The sequence below is a fragment of the Flavobacterium sp. UBA4197 genome, from assembly GCF_002379575.1.
In the GTDB taxonomy this organism is placed as follows: domain Bacteria; phylum Bacteroidota; class Bacteroidia; order Flavobacteriales; family Flavobacteriaceae; genus Flavobacterium; species Flavobacterium inviolabile.
The window spans coordinates 1-23,358 of the sequence record NZ_DFUB01000013.1 but is presented as its reverse complement, the minus strand read 5'-3'; the positions used below and the strand labels follow the sequence as shown (position 1 = coordinate 23,358).

General features: G+C 40.4%; 7 protein-coding genes. All 7 read left to right on the top strand.

All coding sequences use genetic code 11. From position 1 onward, the window contains the following. Positions 1 to 12 precede the first annotated feature (12 nt). Positions 13 to 3,180: an efflux RND transporter permease subunit gene (locus tag B3394_RS06740; protein WP_286914436.1), complete on the top strand. Its 3,168-nt coding sequence runs from the start codon at positions 13 to 15 to the stop codon at positions 3,178 to 3,180. Between the two features lie 16 nt (positions 3,181 to 3,196). Next, positions 3,197 to 4,600 (top strand): efflux transporter outer membrane subunit, encoded by a 1,404-nt coding sequence (locus B3394_RS06735; protein WP_286914433.1) that lies wholly within the window; start codon positions 3,197 to 3,199, stop codon positions 4,598 to 4,600. Between the two features lie 268 nt (positions 4,601 to 4,868). Beyond that, positions 4,869 to 5,471, top strand: coding sequence for a hypothetical protein (locus B3394_RS06730; RefSeq protein ID WP_286914429.1), 603 nt, complete (start codon positions 4,869 to 4,871; stop codon positions 5,469 to 5,471). Beyond that, on the top strand, positions 5,468 to 11,584 hold the full coding sequence (locus B3394_RS06725) for a hypothetical protein (RefSeq protein WP_286914428.1): 6,117 nt from the start codon (positions 5,468 to 5,470) through the stop codon (positions 11,582 to 11,584). The genes B3394_RS06730 and B3394_RS06725 overlap by 4 nt, the downstream gene beginning before the upstream one ends. A 42-nt stretch (positions 11,585 to 11,626) precedes the next feature. Further along, a complete protein-coding gene (locus B3394_RS06720; protein ID WP_177731368.1) occupies positions 11,627 to 12,148 on the top strand; it encodes a hypothetical protein in 522 nt (173 codons plus the stop codon). A gap of 6 nt (positions 12,149 to 12,154) precedes the next feature. Next, positions 12,155 to 12,841 (top strand): hypothetical protein, encoded by a 687-nt coding sequence (locus B3394_RS06715; protein WP_286914424.1) that lies wholly within the window; start codon positions 12,155 to 12,157, stop codon positions 12,839 to 12,841. Positions 12,842 to 12,845: 4 nt separating this feature from the next. After that, on the top strand, positions 12,846 to 23,358 hold a 10,513-nt coding region (locus B3394_RS06710), incomplete at its 3' end, for a hypothetical protein (RefSeq protein WP_286914423.1).

Below are 23,358 nucleotides of genomic sequence, written 5' to 3'. Positions count from 1 at the left end.
CCAACAACATTTATGTTTAAAAAATTCATTGACAGACCTGTACTGGCCACTGTCATCTCCATACTATTGGTAATGGTGGGTATTTTGGGCTTAACAAAATTACCGCTCCAACAATTTCCGGATATTGCCCCGCCGGCGGTTCAGGTAACCGCCTTATATCCGGGAGCGAATGCCGAAACCGTATTGCGTTCGGTTGCTCCTTCGCTGGAAGAATCCATCAACGGAGTGGAAAACATGAGTTATATGAGTTCCACCGCCAGTAATGACGGTTCTCTCGTGATTACCGTATTTTTCAAACTGGGAACCAATCCCGATCAGGCGGCTGTAAACGTTCAGAACCGTGTAGCCCAGGCTACAAGTCAGCTTCCGGCCGAAGTGGTTCAGGCGGGTATTACTACAGCCAAACAACAAAACAGCCTTTTAATGGTTGTAGACCTGTATTCGGATGATGAAAAAACATACGACCAGACGTTCCTGGCAAATTATGCCCAGATCAATATTATTCCGGAGATCAAACGTATTCCGGGTGTAGGACAATCCATCATTTTTGGTGGTAATAAAGACTATTCCATGCGTGTCTGGCTGAATCCGACACAAATGGCGGCCTATAATCTGACACCAAAAGAGGTAATGGCGGCAATCCAGGATAAAAACCTGGAAGCAGCTCCGGGGAAATTCGGGGAAAGCAGCGCCGAATCTTTTGAATATGTGATCAAATACAAAGGAAAATTAAACAAGCCAACGGAATATGAAAACATCATTATCCGTTCCAATGCCGACGGTTCGGTATTGCGATTAAAAGATGTGGCTAAAATTGAATTCGGGGCTTACACTTACGGAAACTTTACCCGCGTGAATGGTAAACCGGGTGTTAATATTGCTTCGATGCAGTTAGCCGGTTCGAATGCCAATGAAATCCAGATTGCTATTGACAAGTTAATGCAAAAGGTTTCCAAAGATTTCCCGAAAGGCGTAAAATACCTGATTCTTTACAATACCAAAGATTCTCTGGATCAATCCATAAACCAGGTAATTTCTACTTTGATTGAAGCTTTTATACTGGTATTTATCGTGGTTTTCCTTTTCTTACAGGATTTCCGCTCTACTTTAATTCCGGCCATTGCGGTTCCGGTAGCGATCCTGGGTACATTCTTTTTTATGTCCCTGTTTGGATTCTCGATCAACCTGTTAACGTTGTTTGCGTTAGTACTGGCTATCGGTATTGTGGTGGATGATGCGATCGTTGTGGTCGAGGCGGTGCATTCCAAGATGGAGCACAAACACCTTCCGCCCAAAGCGGCTACGACTTCTGCCATGAGCGAAATTACCGGAGCGATCATTTCGATTACGCTGGTAATGTCGGCAGTATTCTTACCGGTAGGTTTTATGGAAGGTTCAACCGGTGTATTCTACCGTCAGTTTGCCTTTACGTTAGCCATTGCCATCATTATTTCGGCTATTAATGCTTTGACCCTAAGTCCGGCTTTAGCGGCTTTATTCTTAAAAGAGAATCATTCCCACGGAAATACCACGGAAGAAAAGAAAACCTTTAAAGAGAAATTCTTTATCGGCTTCAACCAGGGTTTTGACAAATTAACCAACAAATACCTGGGCAGTATCCGTTTTCTGATCCGCCACAGATGGTTAAGCCTTGGTGGTCTTGCCGTTGTGATCGCTGCCACTGTTTTTATGGTACAGCGAACGCCGACCGGATTTATTCCTTCGGAAGATCAGGGCTTTATTGCCATTTCCTTATCCATGCCGGCAGGAGCTTCCTTAGAAAGAACAACCAAAGTGATTCATGAGGCAGAAGGTTTGCTTCAAAATATGGAGTCTAAAAAGACGTTAATGGGACTGTCCGGATTTAACATCCTTACTCAGTCTTCCAGTCCGTCATCGGGTGTTGCTTTCGTTTTATTAAAACCGGCTAAAGAGCGCGGTGCCGTAAAAGATATCAATGCGATCATGGATGAGGTACGTCAGAAGTTATCAACCATAAAAGGGGCTAATTTCTTTGTCTTTACCTTCCCTACCGTACCGGGATTCAGTAATGTTGACGGTTTGGACCTGGTATTACAGGATAAAACCGGCGGCAGTCTGACCAAATTCAGCGAAGTCGGCAACAAATTCCTTGGGGAATTGATGAAACGTAAGGAAATTGCTTTTGCCTTTACTTCGTTTAAAGCCGATTATCCGCAATATGATATGGAGGTTGACGATGTCAAAGCGGAACAACTGAGCGTGAATACGAAAGATATCCTACAGACCATGCAGGCTTATTTTGGTAGTGCCCAGGCATCCGACTTTAACCGTTTCGGAAAATATTACCGGGTAATGGTTCAGGCTGACAAGTCGGCCCGTACGGAAGCGTCTTCCATGAATGGTATTTATGTAAAAAACAGAATGGGCAATATGGTTCCGATCAATACGCTTGTAAAGCTAAAACGTGTTTACGGACCGGAAACAGCATCCCGCTACAATCTCTTTAATTCGATTGGTGTGAATGCGATTGCCAAACCGGGCTTCAGTTCCGGAGATGCCATTAGAGCGGTAGAAGAAGTTGCTGCACAGCATCTGCCATCGGGATATGCTTTTGAGTTTTCGGGCATGACGAAGGAAGAGCTTTCTTCCGGAGGACAGTCGACCGTGATCTTTGTACTATCCTTATTGTTTATCTATTTCCTGCTATCGGCACAATATGAAAGTTACATCCTTCCGCTGGCGGTAATCTTATCGATCCCGACAGGAGTGTTTGGTGTATTTGCGGCTATCGGAATAGCCGGTATTGAAAACAATATTTATGTACAGGTTGCCCTGGTGATGCTTATTGGTCTATTAGCCAAAAATGCCATCCTTATTGTGGAGTTTGCCTCACAACGCCGGAAAGCCGGTAAGTCACTGCTTGCTTCTTCCATTGAAGCTGCGAAGCTCCGTTTGCGTCCGATTATCATGACGTCCCTGGCTTTTGTGGTTGGTATTATCCCGATGATGAGTGCCAAAGGACCATCGGCTATGGGTAATCACTCTATCAGTATTGGTGCTGCGGGCGGTATGGTTACCGGAGTTGTATTAGGGTTGTTTATCATTCCTGTTCTATTTGTGGTTTTCCAGTATTTACACGAGAAAGTTTCCACCAAGAAAACAGAAACGGTACCACACGAAGAAGCGGTAACGGTTTAATCAAATGAAAAAATACATGAAAAAATATATCATCTTATCTTTATTTATTGCAACGTTAAGTTCCTGTCAGGTCTCCCGGAATGTGGAGACTCCAAAAGATGCAATTCCCTCTGAATACAGAGGGGTTGCCTCTACCGACAGTACCACCGCAGGTGATCTGGAATGGAAATCCTTTTTTACCGAAAAAACATTGCAAGGCCTGATTGACAATGCCATTGCCAAAAACAATGAACTGCAACTGGCACAAAAGAATATCGAAATTGCCCAGCTACAGTTCAGACAATCGAAATGGAATACTATTCCTTCCCTGAATCTTCAGGTAACCGGCAATTCCACCAATCCGTCTGAAAACAGTTTGAACGGGGTGAGTTTAAGTCAGTTTTTAGGTAAAAATCATATTGAAGATTTTACTGCTGCCGCCAATTTATCCTGGGAAGCAGACATCTGGAGTAAACTCCGCAATCAGAAAAAAAGTGCCCTGGCACAGTATTTACAATCGGAAGAGGTAAAAAAAGCATTGCAAACCACTATCGTAGCAACGGTATCCAAAGGTTTTTACAACCTGCTGATGCTGGATGCCCAGCTGGAAATCGCCAAACAGAACCTGGCGCTGAATGACAGTATGCTGTTTATCATCAACCTGCAATATGAAGCGGGACAGGTTACTTCGTTAGCGAAACAACAGGCGGCATCGCAACGTTTGGTTGCCGCTCAGTTAATTCCGTTACTGGAACAGAATATTGTTATCCAGGAGAATGCGTTGAGTGTACTCACCGGAAGTTTTCCAAAAGCGATAGACCGCAAAGCAACGCTACAGGCTATTGCTGCCCATGAAGATCTGAAAGCCGGAATTCCATCGACTTTGGTGAACAAACGTCCGGATGTGAAAAGTGCGGAACTGGCTTTACAAAGTGCCAATGCTAAAGTGGGCCTTTCAAAAGCAGCTTTATATCCGTCCTTGTCCATCACGGCAACCGGCGGTTTAAATTCTTTTGAGTCCAGCAACTGGTTTACCATGCCGGCTTCTTTATTTGGCGTTGTTGCCGGAAGTATTGCACAGCCTTTGCTGAACAATAAAAAACTGCGTACGCAATATGAAATTTCCAAAAAGGAGCGTGAAAAAACGGTTATCAGTTTCCGTCAGTCGGTACTGACTGCTGTTGCAGAAGTTTCGGATGCGATGGTAAAAATAGACAAACTGGATGCACAAAATAAGATAGCTGCTTCCCGTGTGGAAACGCTGCAGGAAGCAATCCGCAATGCGACTATGCTATTTAAAAACGGTATGGCCAATTATTTAGAGGTCATCACGGCGCAAAGTAATTTATTACAGAGTGAGCTGGAACTGGCTGCTCTTAAAAAATCAAGGCTGGAAGCCGATATCGAATTGTACCGCTCTTTGGGCGGCGGATGGCGATAATATTATCTTGCAATTATTATATTCATTAAACCCTTTTGGACGTTTTTCAAAAGGGTTTTCCTTTTTTTAAGAATTTTGTTATTATTAATCTATAAACAAACATCTGCTATAATATAGAAACGTTCTTTATAAAAAAAATTATATTTTTGCCGCATATACGCCCCGTATGATCTTTTCAACAATGTTGAAAATTCAAAATATTTAAGCCTAAAAAAAACAATCATAGCTGATGGTTCCCCGGTAGAACTAATAGCTATACATTAAAGCCATGAAAATAGTTAAAGCATTCTTTACAGCCTGCTCCTTATTACTGCTCTTATCTTGCGCTAAAGATAAAAAGGGCGGTTCTGACGATTCCGAAATCCGGGAACGCTATTACAATCTTGAAAAAATCGGATGGAAATCCAAAGTCTACAGTCAAAAAGTTGATCAATTCGATTTTACAGCAACCGAAGTACCTATTCAGTATTACCTATTAAAGGATAAAGGCAATGCCAATTTATTCCTTGTAGACTCCCTATACAATGACAACAAAAGGGAAAGAGTAATTGAATTTACATTTGAGCAGGAAAACGAAAAAGACATTTTAGATCCCGAAACTACCGGAATCCCTTATGAAGATGGGGTTAAATATATGTCGTTTTCAATTGAAAACGACTTTTCTGTTGTTATCAATCAAAAAGATACTATCCCCTGTTCGGGAGCATTGTTTGAAAGAAGTTATAAAATAACACCCTATCAAAAAGTGATGTTGTTTTTCTCCAATATTGACCCCAACGCTAAAATTCAGCTTCTCTATAAAGACAACCTTTTTAAGAAAGGCACCCTAAAATTCCAATTTAAAGATCCATTTACAGAAATAGCCTTATGATAAAGCAAATCCGAAACAGCAAATTCACTAAAGTTGTGGCTTGGTACTTAACATTGATGATTTTTGTTGAAATCACCCAGCCCATCCGTATGTATGCTTTGACCAGTGGTCCGTCGCAGCCAGAATTTAACTCCTTTACCCCTATCGGAACTTCTGATATGGTTGATTTGGCCAGTGGTGATTTTAACTATAATATCCCGATTATGGATGTAGGCGGCTATCCTTTAAACTTATCCTACAATGCCGGTATCACAACCGATCAGGAAGCTTCATGGGTAGGTCTTGGCTGGAATTTAAACGTAGGACAAATTGAGAGACAAGTACGCGGTTTACCGGATGATTTTAATGGGGATAAAATTAAGTATGAAAATGATCTGAGGGATAATATTACCGTTGGAACTCATTTTGGTTTTAATGCTGCCTTTGCGGGTTATGACGCGATCAGACCCGGTGTAGGACTTGGTGTTCAATACAATAATTACGAAGGAATTACCTTTAAGCCTTCGTTTGGCGCCAACTTTGCTTTAAGTGAAAATGTAGCTGTAGGATTAAATTTTTCAAGTTCCGTTAGTGAAGGAGCAAGTGTTAATCCTTCTGTTAGTATATCCAAAAAATTAAAAGAAAAAGCAACAAGTGCAATCAGCTCAGAAAGCTTAAAAGGTACCGGAGGAATAGGACTCGGATTTAGCAGTAGAAAAGGTGTTGAAAACCTGAACTTATCTGCAAGTGTGAGGCGTATTAAAAACGTTTCCTTCTCTATTCTGGGAAACAGTTATAGTTTTACAAGCTCCAAAGGGGGCGGTGTTGGCGGAAGCATTTCATTCAACGATCAAAGCTATACGCCGAGTAAAAGAGTTGGTTTTGAAAATTCGAGTTTCACTTTTAACGGCGCTTTTGGTGGTGAATTTTACCTGGGTGAGTTTCAGGCACAACTGACCGGCTATGGCTCCTATCAAAAGGTTGCTTCTCAGTACCGAAACCGAACAGAGAAAGCATACGGTTATGACAATACGGAATACAAAAGAAAGCAGGCCGGTGTAATGGACTTTAACCGGGAGAACGACAGAACCGTTACAGAGAATACAACTGCTCTACCGGTAACCAATTACACCTATGACATTTACAATATTGAAGGACAAGGTGTTTCAGGAATGTTCAGGCCTTATCGTTCCCAAGTAGGCTATCTGTATAACGATAGAGTTTCAGATTATGGAGTCGGGGTAAGTCTTGGTGCCGAATTTGGAATTGGAAATTTAGTACATGGTGGTATTGACTTTAAAGTTGCTCCTTCAAGCAGCAGCACCGGCGGTTGGGTTAATAACAATCCGGCGTTGCAATATTTCAATGAAAGTAGTGATGACACCAAAGCTTTAGGCTATGAACCTGTAACCTACAAACTTGTAGGAAGCACCGTTGTAGATCCGGAGCAAAGTATTTATTTTGATAAAATTCATCAGACAAAAGCACTGAGAATCGGTTTGGGCGGTAGTACCAGAAACCGGATGACAACCAACAATTATAATGAAACACTTAATGATTCGTCCTATGCCATTAACTCTAAAATCAAGAGAACCAAACGGTATTTAAGAAACCAGGTTATCCATAAAGTAACCGCCGAAGAAACAGCCGGCGATCCTTTTGTGATCAAGAATGACAGTGCCAAGGTGCATCATACTGCCGGGATTAAAGTTTTGCAAACGGATGGTTCTACCTATGTGTATGGAAAGACAGCCTATAACACTAAGAAAGTGGAGGCTACTTTTGATGTTTCCAAACAACCCGGAAACAACACGACCGGTTTGGTGCCTTATAACGGAACGACAGCAGGTAACAACACCGATGTGAGCGATAAATTTCTGAATAAAATAACAACTCCTGCTTATGCACACAGCTATTTAATCACTTCAGTTTTATCAGCAGATTATGAAGATGTGGACAGTAACGGGCCGAGTCTAAACGATTTGGGAACATTTACAAAATTTGATTATACGACTATTAACAACTATCAGTGGCGCATTCCTTTTCAGAGCAATACCGCCAATTATAACGAGGGTTTGATCTCTAATAAAGATGATCAGAAAGGAACCTATATCTATGGAACAAAACAACTGGTGTATCTGGATAAAATCAGTACGAAAACCCATGTAGCCTTCTTTGATTTAGAAGACCGTCAGGATGCTGTAGGTGTTAGTGGAGAACATGGCGGTTCCGGTTCCGGGCGGATGAAAAGAATCAAGTCCATCCGACTTTATTCCAGACCGGAAGTAACCAATGCCTCAGGTGCAATTTTCGATCCCGGGATTGATGGTGCTGTCAAGCCTATTAAAACGGCACATTTTGACTATGATTATTCGCTATGTCAAAATACGCCTAACTCATTGGCTTCGACAAAAGGAAAATTAACCCTGAAACGCGTTTATTTCACCTACCGAAGTTCCAATATGGGAAAATATACACCGTATGTATTTAATTACGGACTTGAGAAATCAAAAGACAAACCGAGCGACTATACCATAAACAACGATTCTGTTAACAACCCGGAATACAATCCGAAAGGTTTTGATATTTGGGGGAATTACAAAGTGAACCCGACCGGAAGCGGTAACATTAACACCCCGCTTTCTAATACCGAATATCCTTTTGTACAACAGGACGACAAAATACTGGCAGATAACAATACCGGTGCCTGGACTTTAAAATCCGTTCAGCTGCCATCGGGAGGAGTTATTGCTATCGAAACAGAAAGTGACGATTATCAATATGTTCAAAACAAAAGAGCAATGCAAATGTTTAAGGTTATTGGAGCAGGAACAACGTATACCCCTGGATCGAATAATATAACCAATACCTTATACGGTGATGGTAGTGGTCATAAAAAATACCTTTATGTAAAACTGAATGCCGCCGATTCGATCACAACAAGGCAGCAGTTTATTGACCGGCATCTGGGTGAAAATTATAATAAAGCGATTCAGTTTCGTTTCCTAATGAACATGACGGCGAATGATGCACAATATGATTATGTCTCCGGGTATTTTGAGATAGAAGAAAATGAGAATCAAAACATCAAAATAAATGTCCTGAACCATGAAACCTATGGTCCTATAGCGGCGATTCCGCTTAAATTCCTGAACCGTGATGGTGCAAGTGGGTCCGCAGAGGTAAATCCTATTGTTAAAACCGGTTGGGGTTTTGGAAGAACCTATTTAAACCGGATTGTCTATAGTATCGGAGGAGACGCAACGAACACTAATTTTGTATCCATTGTTAACGACCTTGTTGGAAGTATCACTGCCATTGGCGAAATTTTTAGCGGTCCGAATAAAGCACTTCAAAACAAAGGCTGTGCCCGAATGTTCAAAACCGATAAATCATGGATACGACTCGAAAATGCAAAAGGAAGAAAATTGGGCGGTGGTTTGCGCGTTAAATCCATTCGACTGAGTGATGAATGGGGCTCCATGCTGGATAACAATCAATCCGGCGGCACCGATTTGTCCAACATGGAATACGGCCAAATCTATTCGTATAATGATGACCATAAAAGATCAAGTGGTGTGGCAACCTATGAACCTAACGGAAGTTCAGAAAATGCACTTTTAGAACCCTTATATCCAAAAAATGGCAGCTATGCTCAAAACATTTCGGCACCAAAGGAAAATAATTATGTAGAGAAACCGTTCGGTGAAAACTTCTTCCCGGCACCAAGGGTAACCTATTCGCGGGTAATGGTAAAAAACCTGCCTCGGAAAGATGGCAATAAAAAAGTCGAAAGACACGCAACCGGAATGGTTATAACCAGACATTACACCTCGTATGATTTCCCTACAAAAGTTGAATTTACCGACCCGGATATTAAAAATGATATTCCGGATCCAAGTAACATCATGAATATTGTTGTTCAACTGGCGAATGTTGTTGTAAGAAGTCATCTAACCATGTCACAGGGATATTCCATTGAAACCAATGACATGAACGGAAAAATCAAATCACAGGAAGTATATGCCGAAGGGCAGAATTCACCTATTTCGAAAGTAGAATATAAATATAACATAGCCGCAGATGGTACCCTGGATAATACTATACAAACCATTAATGAAAAGGGTGAGGTAAAAAAACAACTAATGGGTGTGGATTATGATATGGTGAATGATTTTAATGAAAGTCATTCCGAATCGGAATTGGCCGGTTTTGACGGAAATTTAGCGGCCTTTTTAGTTGCCATTTTCCCGGCATTTGTTCCTACTATACTTCCTAAATATTCGTATAACGAAAACTTACTACGAACGGCTGTTACTACAAAACACGTTCATAAGACCGGAATAATGGTTGAGAAAATTGCGTATGATTTAGGATCGACCGTTTCGACGAAAAACCTGGCATGGGATGCCAGTTCCGGTGAGGTGATACTCAATCAGACGATTAACGAATACGGCGATCAGTTCTATTCGCTAACGTATCCGGCCTACTGGAAATATGACGGTATGGGATTAGCCAGTACTAATATCGGTCTTGAGGGAAGTTTAAGAGCTGAAACTCCGGTAACAAGTCCTCCTCCTCCTAATAACGACGGAACTCCGATTCTTGCGACAGGGAAACCGTATTTTAAAATCAACTTTCAAAACGACTTAACCAAGTTTTTCCACTTGGGCGATGAGTTATATATTAAAACCGGAACACCTTTGGAACCGATAGAAACACAGGCGCTTGCTGCCCCTTCACCGGGAGCATCTATACTGGTAAACAGACTTTGGGTTATTGGCTTTAAGAGTGATAAATCCGGAATTCTATTGATGGATAAAGATGGTAACTACTTTAACAAGTGTGAAGATTATGTCGAGATTCCGTTTAAAATTGTCCGTTCGGGCTACCGGAATTTACAGGCCGCTTCAATGGCATCGGTTACTTTGATGAAAAATCCTGTTAAGATTACGGATGCGGTCAATCAAACCGGAATCCTGGATCAGGATATTCTGACATATAGCGGTTCGGCAACTGCGAATCCGAGGATACTAAATGCTAGTGCCGTGGTTTACAATGATTACTGGAAACCACAGTCTGAAAATAATTTACCGTATTATCCGGAACCAACGGCTAATCCTAATTCTCCGATTGATGCACAGGGGAATCCGAATTATCCGTATGCCGTTAGAGTTAATCCGTATCTCTGGAATATCAAAGGAGATTGGAGAACCGAAAAATCGTATGCATATTTAACCAGTAGAAACGCTTCGGCAACTACGGTAAATAACCCGAGAAATGAAGGCTTTTTTGCGAAGTTTACGCCTTTTTATATTGTCACAAATGGTCTTTGGTCGGTAAATACGGCTAACTGGACCAGTGCAAGCAGTATCACATTATATAGCCCTTATGGAACAGAACTGGAAAACAAGGATGCTTTAAACCGTTACAGCGCTGCGCAGTATGGTTATAACTATACGTTACCTATGGCGATAGCTTCCAATTCAAAATATTCGGAAATGGGGTTTGAAGGCTTTGAAGAAACGCCGAAAAACGGAACCACTAATCCATCACACTTTAGTTTCGACACCAGTAATGCATCGTATGCTACCAATCATTCGCATACCGGAAAGAAAAGTATAAAGGTGAGCACCGGCCAATCCGTTAAATTATCCCGTGAACTGGTTACGGCTCCGGCATCTATCCCGAAAGAAACCTGTCCGTCAAGTGCTGGTGAGAATCCGCCGAGCAACTGTACCTTTAATTTTACGCGAAATAGCTGTTCAAGTGGTGGCGATGCAGATGCCTGCAGAGGATTAAAATTAACATTCCCTGTAAATGTTGCTACTGTTACAGTTACAACCATTCCAAGTCCAACACAAGTTGCTTTGACCATTCCAAATAACAATATCGTTATCACCGGAAAAACGGTTCAGGTAAATATCATCGGAGACTTTTTAAATGGGGCTGACAATAACGGACAAAATGATAATCAGCAGTCTTCATTAAACGCAGAGATACAACTGAACGTTACTTTGGTAGGAAACACCTCACCTTGCTGTATCATAATTAAGTGTGAACACAATGTAAGCGGAGGAACAACACAAAACTATTTGGGTGTAACTCCAAGAACATGTAACAATAACCAATAGGATTCAATTTTTATGAGATATATTATATTCTTCGTGTTATTTATGAGTGTAAAAATAAATGCTCAGTATACCGACTTCACCAATTCATTCCAGCCAGCCCCGGGCAAGTATGTGGTGAGTGGATGGATAAAAGAAATCCATCCGACACAACAACTAACCTATACCGGCATGATTAAAATAAACATGTCCAATACGACTTCGCCACTACTGGCCACCTTACATCCGGTTGGAGAAATTATAGATGGCTGGCAGCTTATTGCCGGAGTGGTGGAAATTGTCTTCATTCCGGCCACGGTTCCGGGTTTGGAAATCGAACTGGTTTGTTCCAATACTGCCACGGAATGTTATTTTGACGATATCCGGTTCCACCCGTACAACGGCTCAATGAAAAGTTTTGTATACGATGAACAGACACAGCGTTTGATGGCCGAACTGGATGAAAACAATTACGCTACCTTTTACGAATATGATTTAGAAGGCGGCTTGATTCGTGTGAAAAAAGAAACGGAAAAAGGCGTCTTTACCATACAGGAGACCCGAAGTAACAGTATTAAAAAAAATTAATTCCTAATGATGAAAACATTACGATTCTATTTACTTTTCCTGATGGTGCTTCCTGCTTTTTCACAAGGGAAAGATACCGTTGAAGAGGTATTTGATAAAGTTGAAAAGAAATATAAGTCGGAGAAAAGCTACTGTTATCAATCGCAATATAACTTTTATAACACCGCTACTGCGACAAAACCGGTTGACAGTTATACCGGTACTATTTATAAAAATAATGCGGTAAGCTATCAGCAGATTAAAGACACTGAATTTGCCAGTTTCGGAGCAAACAACATCCTGATTAATCACCAGGAAAAAATAGTACAAATCGGTAAAGTGGAAAACAACAATTCACCAATTGCCTTAAAATCTTTTCTGAAACTATTTCCGGATTATTCGCTAAAACAAGATAAAACGTACTATATCTGTGAATTAAAATCAGGAAAGTATTCCCAGGTTTCGATGGATAAATTGATCATCTATATCAATAAAGCGGATTACAGTCTGGTTAAACAGTATTTTTATTTTATGGGTGAAAAAGATTTTGTGATTAAGGATAAAAAGATCAAAATAAAAAATCCAAAACTGGAAGTACGCTATAAAAAGAACCCGAAATGTCCGGAGATCAAACAACAGGATTTCTTCACGGTTAAGGACAAAAAGTTTATCGTTACCCCTAAATTAAAAAATTACAAGGCTATAACATTATAATAATATGAATACAGTATTAGGCAGGTTATTGATTATAATTACCCTTTTTTCATCCGTTTTTGTTACGGCACAAATAGATGAAAAGGAATATCCCATTGCTCCGATTCAACTAAATGGTTTTAGCCAGCAGACTTCGGTATCAGACCCCGAAGCCGGTTGGGCCAACCAGCATAATAAGGATCCTTATTGCTATGCACGCTTGCGGGTTGACAATACTTTGCCGCCCTATATCTGGTATGAGTTCAAGGCTACTTTTTTAGTTACGCCATTGTTAGCTGACGGTACCGTTGACACTTCGGTTACACCGAGAGAAGAGGTATTGTCGCTTTCGTATAATCCGCATTCGGCAGCCACGACCAATACCCTGTTTACTGATGTAAGCTTTTTACAGGTTAAGAATAGATACGGAATGAAGATCAGTTTGATTCCGGGGTCTGTTGTATATAAAAACCTTGTTAACAATACAACCTCTAATTATATTCCTGAAAACATTTTCCTGGATTTAGGATTAAAAGTAAAACGATATTATACGGTTTCCGATCAGTTACCGAATCCGGTCTCAACGATAACGAACCTGTTGGATTCCGCTACAGGAACCATGGTACCGGGTTCTATTAAAATAGAATGGCAAAAACTGACCGGTGCTCTCGAATATGAATTGGAATGGACATGGGTAGATTCCTATTCCGATACCGGTGCTACTGATAACTTAGCCGCGAATGCAATCAATTTTAGCGATCGTGATTTTGAATTGAACAATACCCGTATTCTAACCAAATCCAACTCCTACGAAATTCCATTGCTTTATGCCAAAGGCTATCTTATTTACAGAGTAAGGGCTGTGGGTTTATATCCGGAGCTTTTCAGAGGAAAATACTATGGTAAATGGAGTTCGGGAACGGCTTCAAAAACCAAGGTTTCCGACTGGCCGCATATTGCCCAGCTGTCTGAACACGAAAAAAACAAAAACTGGCAATTACAGGTTAGTTATGCCGAGAATGGCAAAAAGAAAGAAGTGATCAGTTATTTTGACGGCTCGTTGCGTAACAGACAAACGGTAACAAAAATCAATACCGACAAAAATGCCATTGTAGGGGAAGTAATTTATGATGCACAGGGCAGACCTGCTGTTGAAGTCTTACCTACTCCGGTAAATGAGAATAGTATTCGCTATTTTAAAAATCATAATAAAAATCAATCCGATACATCTTATTCCTATAAGGACTTTGATTTTGATTCCACCTCAGATACGATATGCAATGTGCAGGTCAATAAAATGGATTCCGGATTCGGTGCGGCCAGATATTATTCAAGCAAGAGCCTTTCCGATTTCCCGAACAGTATTCATCAGGAATATGTACCGGACGCGCAAAATTACCCTTTTTCCCAAATAGAATACACGCCTGACAATACTGGTCGTATTGCCCGAAAAGGCGGGGTAGGCTATAACCATCAATTAGGATCCGGGCATGAAATGCAGTATTTATACACTACACCTACAGATAAAGAAATCAATCGCCTGTTTGGTTATAGTGTAGGCGATGTCTCGCATTACAAAAAGAACATTGTAATCGATCCTAACAGACAGGTATCGGTTAGTTATATCGATCCGCAGGGAAGAACGATTGCAACAGCCTTATCAGATGATCCAAAAGACAATCTGGATAAACTTGAAGATGCCGGGAACGACAACCCGATGCATGGCATGATGGAAGTTGACTTGTTGGGTATCAACCGACTGGAATCTACCGGTAATTTCCCGGTAAACAACGATAAATTAGTCGTTTCAAAACAACTGGCTGTTGGAGGCAATCGGATTGCACATGAATTTGATTATACGGTAAATCAAACACAGCAATTTACGCCGGCCAGTCCGGAAAATTGTAACAGACCGGTCTATCCTTTTGTTTATGATTTAAAAATCAATCTGAAAGACCAATGTCAGGAAGACAAGATCGCTGTTGAAAAAATTAAATTGGGAAGCGCATCAAACCCTTTCCCCTACCAGTCGAATCCAAGTACTTTTTTCATGGCTTTGAATTCCGGTTCCTATACGCTTCTAAAGGAGCTTAAAGTCAATGCTGAGCAACTCAATGAATATGCCACGGATTATATCAGTAAGCTTAGGAATCCCAATAATTCCTGTTATGTAAATCCAAACCAGTTCTCTCCGAATATCTCATTGGATATGTGTAATATGACCTGTACAAGTTGTACGGCTGCCATTGGTACCCCATCAAACTATATTATAAATTCATTGAGTACCTATTACAGTGTTCCTGCGGCCACATTTAGTTTACCAACCAATCTTACGGCTCCGATATCCGTAACGATATCCGGCAATACCAGTATTGACCAAACTCAGGCTAACGGACTCGCCAATCGCTTTTTTAGAGAATGGCAATTGTTAAAACAGGAGTGCGACCAACTATGTCCTGCTGAAGTGTATTTTGATTCCAGTTGTACGGTTAATGAGCAAACCTTATTGGGCGATGTGAGTCCTTTTGGACAGTATGGAATTACTAAAAGCACAATACTGAATGCAAATGGGCAAGAAGTAGCCAATCCGGATTTCGAGTTAAGTGTTTTCAATCAACAGGGGAAATTATACCGAAACGGAGCGGTAACCGGTAATAACTGGAAAAATTCAAGTCTTTCTTACAAAGACATCGACGGTAATGATGCCTACGTAATCGTAATACCAAACGGAGACGGAACCTATACACCTGCTGTTACAGGCTTAGTTCTTACAGAGACGGTGGACGGTACATTACGCCGTAAAGTAAAACCGCAACAATTAGTTAACTACGCTGATTTTGTTGAGGCCTGGGATCTCAGTTGGGCGAAATCATTACTTATTTATCACCCGGAATATCCTTATTTAGAGTACAATAAAGAAGTTTGTAAACTTACTAAAAATGTTCAGGGTACCAGTACAATAATTGCAGTCAATTCAGATGGATATGACAGTTACCTGCAAAATGTAAAAACATTTAACGATGCCGTAAGTAAAGGCTTAATTGGGAATAATCTTTCCGCACATACCGGAATTTATACCAATGACCCCTACTTCCAGCAACTGCCGGCAGCTTTTGAAAGTGCCGCACTGTTTGGTTACCGAACCGGTATTATGCAGGAAGCCATCAATTCCGATTATTTATCGGACGGTACAACCGTACTGAAATTATATCAGGCCGCTTTACAGGCCGCTTACTGTAATCCACTGGTACAGTGCAATCTCCCAACGGCTGTTTCGTCTTTAACAACCGAACAAAAAGACGTCTTCTGGAAAACGTACCGAAGCCTTTATATTGGTTTAAAATCGAAAATAAAACACGTTTTCAGCAATATTTATGCGATCGAGAAAGGATCGTATAATGGTTGTATTGGTGGCGTATTGGATTATTCGGTTACGAATGTATTAACGGATAACTTCTCGCAAAAAGCCAGTTTATTCAATTATATCTATAGTATTTCGGTACCGTCACTTTGTGCCAGCACCAGCGGCATCTTATACAAAGAAAAAACAAAGCGCTTTATCCCGGTTGATTTCGGTTATGATTCCGGTGTTGATCCGCAAACGGCTCTGGATCAGTTACAGGCACAAAACGACTACGAATATTATACCCAAACCGGTAATTGTCCGTTGCTTTTTGATTTTGAATATTTTATAAGCGGATTCTTTAAAGACGCATCATTTACCGGGCAAAACATTACAGCATTGTCCAGCCGACCTTTTACAGGACAATATGTAACAGCCGATTTAATCAAAGCCCTGGGATCGGCAATTGTGCCGTTAAATTCGCTGAACATCAGCTCGGCTACGGCAAACAATACGCTTACGATAAACTTTAACAGTAGTCCGTCGCAACCGTTTTGTGGCACCACAGTTAAGGTTGATTCTTCCGAATATACGTGGGCGAATTATAACACCACGTGGAAAATTAAAAATATCAAGCAGTGTTATTATGACAGTGCAGCTTCCGTGCCGGCGAATCAGGTTTTCGCTTACAAAGCAGTGGCTGTAATTTTAGTTAACGGAACCGAAAAAGAAGTGGTTCTTTACGGAACGACCTGCGCACCGATTGGGGAATGCAGTACGGATCATAATAATCAAATTGGTCAGGTACTGGATCCTAACGCCGGAACATCCGAAAACGGAAACAGCTGTACCAAAAAATATCAGTTCCGTCAGGCTTTTGTAGCTTTTATTAACCAGCTAAAACAAACAGGCCAATTACAAAGTACAACTCCGGTAAATCTTGACAACGTATCCTCCTATAAAAATTCCTACCTGGCTACATTCTTTAATGAGCCTGCCAATTCTCCAATCCAGACAACATGGATCAGCAATCAATATGGTTATGGTATGAGCCGGGCAGGAGAAACTATATTTTCATTGGATCAAACTGTAAATCTTTCCACTCTGAGTACCTATCCGTTTAGTAATGTTACCATTACAAGTAACGGTTCAATAGATATTTTTACGTTTCATTATCCGAATGCATCGGGAGCTGTTCAGTCTGCAACCGGAAGAGTAAAGCCGAATCTTAATTATGATTGTTGTGCTGATGGTAAGGGATATGTTCCCCTATTAACTCTAAGAAAAGAAATATCTCAAAATTCTCTTGCTAATGGAAAACTAACGTATTCGGACATATATTTCACACCTTTAGATCTATATATTCAAAATAATGAAGTCCTAGATATCCAGGTTACAATGAATACCAACAATGCTAGTTCAGACTTAAAAAACGACTATACTGTTTCACTATTTATTAACAATAAAGAATACTCCTTTGAAAAAGGAAATCTTTCTTTTAGCTTACAATCAGGCGTGGTTAACGAATTGTACAGACTTCCGGCAATAAACAGGATTTCATGGAACAAGTATTATGGAGCCGGATTTGAAATGTTCAACTTGTATTATAAAATTAATGGCAATACCAGAACCTTCCCTTTTACTGAAGGCTCTGGTAACCCTACTGCTATTGAGAATTCTGCTATTGCAATAAAACTACCACAGGGAGTAAATTATAGTTCATGGCTTACAAACCCTACACGATTATGGTTCAACAAATTACTGGCAAATACCACTATATATGACCCTACGGAAGCTTATTGGGAGGATAATGGACTATTCCGATTCAAACCGAACACTCCTTTAAGTTTTACTGTAAAAACCAAAATGAAATTAACGGAACCACTATTTTATTTTGGCCCGAACGATACTTTTGGTCACTTCCTAAGTTTAACAAGTGACTTTGAACAAAATAACGTTCCAAACTCAGAAGGTTATACGATAATGTTGTCTGCACAAAGTGCTAAAACCGGTCAATGTACAACCTGTCTTACACAACCGGTGGTTCCTGTTGCCTGTGATGCGAAGAAAGCCGATTTTTTAAACTTTATACTTCATGGAGGTCCTAATAATGGTCCGCGTTTTAGCGATTATGATGTTCAAGCCAATCAGTTTGACAATTTCTGTGCAAACAATCTTCAATATATTGTTGACAGCTATAAATATTACTGCAATCAGTTAGCGATCACATCGTCTTACGATTTTAATTTCAGAACCATTGCCGAATTTGGAAATACCTATTTACATTACGGGTTTAATCAGATCAACAGTGTTATCGATGCCTATAAGGGATACTATACAGCTAATGCCGGCAATCCGGATCGTTTAAACTGGAACAACTGGGTAAACACCCTATATAAAGATGCGCATCCGGAGATATGCCCTCCGGCTTCATTAGGCACATACTCGCCGGAATTACCTGCCGATAACGAAAGCACCTGCGTACATTTAATTAAAAACCTGAACGAAACCTATCAGCAGGAGGCCTATGACAATTATTTAGAATCCTTACGAAAAAAATTCATTAAGGAATATACAGCTGCTGCAATGGCAACAGTTAAAGAAACATTCAAGGTAAATTATTTCGATAAAGAATATCAATATACACTATATTATTACGATCAGGCCGGGAATTTAACACAAACGGTAGCTCCGGAAGGCGTAAAACGTTTTACACCGGACGAGATTAATACTAAAAACACGGCGATCAATACTTTTAAAAATAATTTTGATCCGTTGGCTCCTAATGTTGAAAATACAGCGTTACAGCCACAACACACTTTTAAAACACAATACCGTTATAATACACTGAACCAACTGGTATGGCAAAAAACACCGGATGGTGGGGAAACCCGTTTTGCTTACGATGCGTTAGGAAGAATAATCGCTTCACAAAATGCTAAACAATATGTTCTTGAGTCTAGTATTAAGAGAATGAGCTATACGGTTTATGATAATTTAGGTCGCATTATCGAAGTTGGGCAAATCGTTATATCTGGTCAGCCAAATCAATATGGCACTCATTTTTTTATCTCAGATGAAGGAAGGCTGATGCGTTCCTATCTTACCGGAGGCAATGTTACAAATCAGATTGTCAATGGTTTTCCGGAAGAAGGACTTATGAAAGTGGAAGTAACCCGAACCGTTTATGGTGAAGCCCCTCAGCTTGAACTGTATCCGGAGTCAAGGTTGGCCTCCGATTTCTTCTATTCCAATTATAATCCGCAAGCGAGCAGGAATCGCGTAACCGGTATATTTGCCTATGACGAATACATTCAGGGTGAAGAGCTTGATTTTATAAATGCCATCGTTTATAATTATGACATACACGGTAATGTAAAAGAGACCCTGACATACATACCAACATTAAAAGATTATTATTGTGATCCGAACGTCATGGCGGATGCTGCTTTAGGGCTTAAAAATGATTGTGAACTGCATATTAAACGAGTGGTATATGATTATGACCTAATAAGTGGTAATGTGAACTCGGTTACGCTTCAGCCCGGAAGAGCCGATCAGTTTATTCATCAATATGAATATGATGCAGACAATCGTATTGTAGCCGTAAAAACATCTCCTGATGGTATTGTCTGGGAGAATGATGCAAACTATAAATATTATGCCCATGGTCCGTTGGCACGTGTTGAACTGGGTGATAAAAAAGTTCAGGGTATCGACTATGCCTATACGTTACAAGGATGGCTTAAAGCCGTAAACGGTGAGAATCTGGCGGCTCCGGAAAACGATATGGGGCTTGACGGAACGGCTTCAAAAAAAGACAGCAACAAAGATGCCTTTGGTTATTCCCTTACTTATTTTGACGGTGATTATAAAGCCATAGCAACGGAAGATAACGGAGACGCACAATTCAAACCGCTGATGTTTAGTCGGGACAATGGTATTGCCGCAAGTGGCAGAAATCTGTACAATGGTAACATCAAACAGATGACAACGGCTATTCGCACCAACAGAGAGGCCTTACTGGATGTTCAGAAAAACAATTACACCTATGACCAGTTAAACCGTATTACCGGTATGACCTCTGTTGCCATTACGCCTAACGCTACAGGTGCGGCCGATGTTAAAAACGAGAGTTACACCTCTCGATATACTTACGATCGGAACGGAAACCTAAAAACACTTTCCAGAACCGCTCCAGACCAGAATGGTGCTTTTCAGAAAATGGATGATTTATCCTATGACTATTTACCGGGAAATAACAAATTACGCCTGGTTAAGGATAAGGTTCAGGATAGTAATTTAAGTCCGAATGACCTGGAAGACCAGGTTCGGCAATTGGCTGAAATCGGAATTGTTTATAACATCAACAACCTGAATACGCATAATTATATTTACGATGAGATCGGTCAGTTAGTAGCAGACAAAACAGAAGGTTTAAAAATAAACTGGCGGGTTGATGGTAAAGTGCAAAGGATAACAAAAAATAAAAACGGAGCCGAGACGGTAATCTATTTTGAATATGACGGTTTAGGAAATCGAATTTCAAAAAACGTTGTTGAATCCTCATTTGGAGATCCGCTTACCAACTCCGATTATTATTCCAGAGACGCTCAGGGGAATGTCCTTGCCGTTTACAGGTATTCGACCCTTTCAAACAGAAATGGAATAAGTAAAAATTATTACATTAAAGAACATCATATTTTTGGCAGCAGCCGATTGGGTCTGGAAGACAAATTAGTACAATTGTATAAATACAAAAAACCGGAAATTATCGGGCCGCTGGCACATGCTGCTCAGGCAGGCAACGCTGCAACAGCAAGTGCTCCGAGTGTACCGCAGAGTGTTTCCGATTTAAAAATATATTCCTTAAATGTTACCCCGTCTACTAATGCGACCTGGAATGAGCCATATTTAACAACGGTAAATTCAAACGTTGATACTGTAGCATTAACCAGCAAGTTTAAAATAAGCCAGACAGCTACGCCGCCGGCTTCCACTTTAATCGGTCAGGTAGAAATTATGGGTCAGGGAACCTATATCGACCATAATAAAACGATTGTCCGTCCGCCATTAAATGTAATGTCTAATATTAACATAGAAGCCGATGGTACAATAACCCGAACAGTAGCCGGAGATAGTTGGGGTGATGTGGGCGGTTCTACACCATATCTTTTAACCGGAGATGGTTATGTGGAAAGAACTATAAAAGGACCTTTGGCTTCTAATGAATATGTGATGTTAGGCTTATCATATTCCGATCCTAACGTTCATTATAACACCATCAATTATGCATTCTATACTTTCGGTTCCAATATTTTGTATGCTTATGAAAATTCCGTACGATATACATTACCCACTGGAAACGATCTTTTTGCGATAGGTGACCTGTTACGAGTAGAAAGACGAAGTGGAAAAATCAGATACTTTAAAAATAATACATTGGTGCGAGAAGTTGTCGAGTCCCAGCCAGGACAACCTATGCTGGTTGACTTTGCCCTGTATAGAAGCCAGACTAAAATCTACGATCTGAAAGTTGTAAAATATAATATTCCTTATGTTAATGCAAATGAAACAATAATAAACCCACAATTAACCCGCTCACAAAACGTTGCTGTTGATGCCTCCGGGAAAATTACAAAAACAAGTATGACCGACTGGAATTCGGGAGGTGAAACGGCTAAATTATTAGTTGGTAATGGTTATGTAGAAAGAATAATTGGCGGAACTTTGGAGTCCAATTATTATGTGATGCTTGGATTGTCATACCAAACAGATACTGAAATTGCAAGTCCATACACTATTAATTATGCCATGTATAGTTATATGGACGGCAGAGTTATGGCTTATGAAAATGGTGTCAATCAGCCCTTAACAGCATCGTTTCCGGTTGGGGCTAATTACTACAAAATTGGCGATGTCTTAAGAGTTGAAAGGATAAACAGCAAAATTAAGTACTTTATTAATGGTATTTTACTACATACATTGAATGAATCTGCTGCAAATGCCGGTCAGCCAATGTTAGTTGATTTTTCAATAATAAAACAAAATTCCAGTATTTACAACCTTAAAGTAGTCAACTATGATGCGGTACCACAGCCGGAAAACTATTATATCATTACCAAACCGCCGTTAACGGCTTCACAGAATGTTGCGGTTGATGCTAATGGTAAAATTACAAAGACATCCCCTCAGGCATGGGATGCAGGTGGTGAAACGGCCAAATTATTAGTAGCAAACGGTTATGTGGAAAGAACCATTGGAGGCACGCTGGAGTCGAATCACAACATTATGTTAGGATTATCCTATCAGTCTACTGCAGATCTTACCGAGTACAGAACCATTAATTATGCGCTGTATTCCTATATGATTAACAACAAAGTTATGGCATATGAAAATGGTGTCAATAGAACTTTATTGGGCTCATTTCCTGTTGGAACAGATGTTTTCAAGATAGGAGATGTTTTGCGATTAGAGCGATTAAACGGTAAGATTAAATTCTACAACAACGGAATTTTATTACATACCTTGAATGAAGCAGCGGCAAATGCCGGTCAACCGATGTTAGTCGATTTCTCCATGCCCAATCAAAACTCCAGTATTTACAACCTGAAAATTGTAAATTATGTAATGCCGCAACAGGTCACGGAAGGCAATATCAAAACAGGAATTCAATTGTTTGCCGATTACCAGAACAGCACTTTTAAACCGAAAGCAATCGTAACCAAAGAAGTATTTGCGAATGGTATTACGACTAAAAAGCAATATACAATAGCCAATCTTTCCGGTTTAACCGTAACGGCTGCGGAAATGAAAGAAAAAGGAATGCAGGTTTCTTTTGAAGGAAAAATAACACCGGTATTAGGTTCGGATAGTATTGAAGGTGGTATGGCCGTAAACGGAAGTCAAAATACTGCATTCAACAGGAATGCGGTGACCTCAACATCGGCAACTGCTCCAACAGCTCCTGTTTCAAAATTAGGTGCCGGAACGTTTGATATTTGTAGTGTCAATTATAGTTTGGGTAGCCCGGTTAACACACTAACGCGTGAATTTGACTTTAACAATAATGTAGGAACCGGATTAAACAATCCGCCGGTTTCTGCTTCCGGCAATATTACAATGACCGTATCCCCTGCTGCCGTTCGTGTTTTAGGACCGTGTTTAACAGATACCGATGGCGATGGGCTTTATG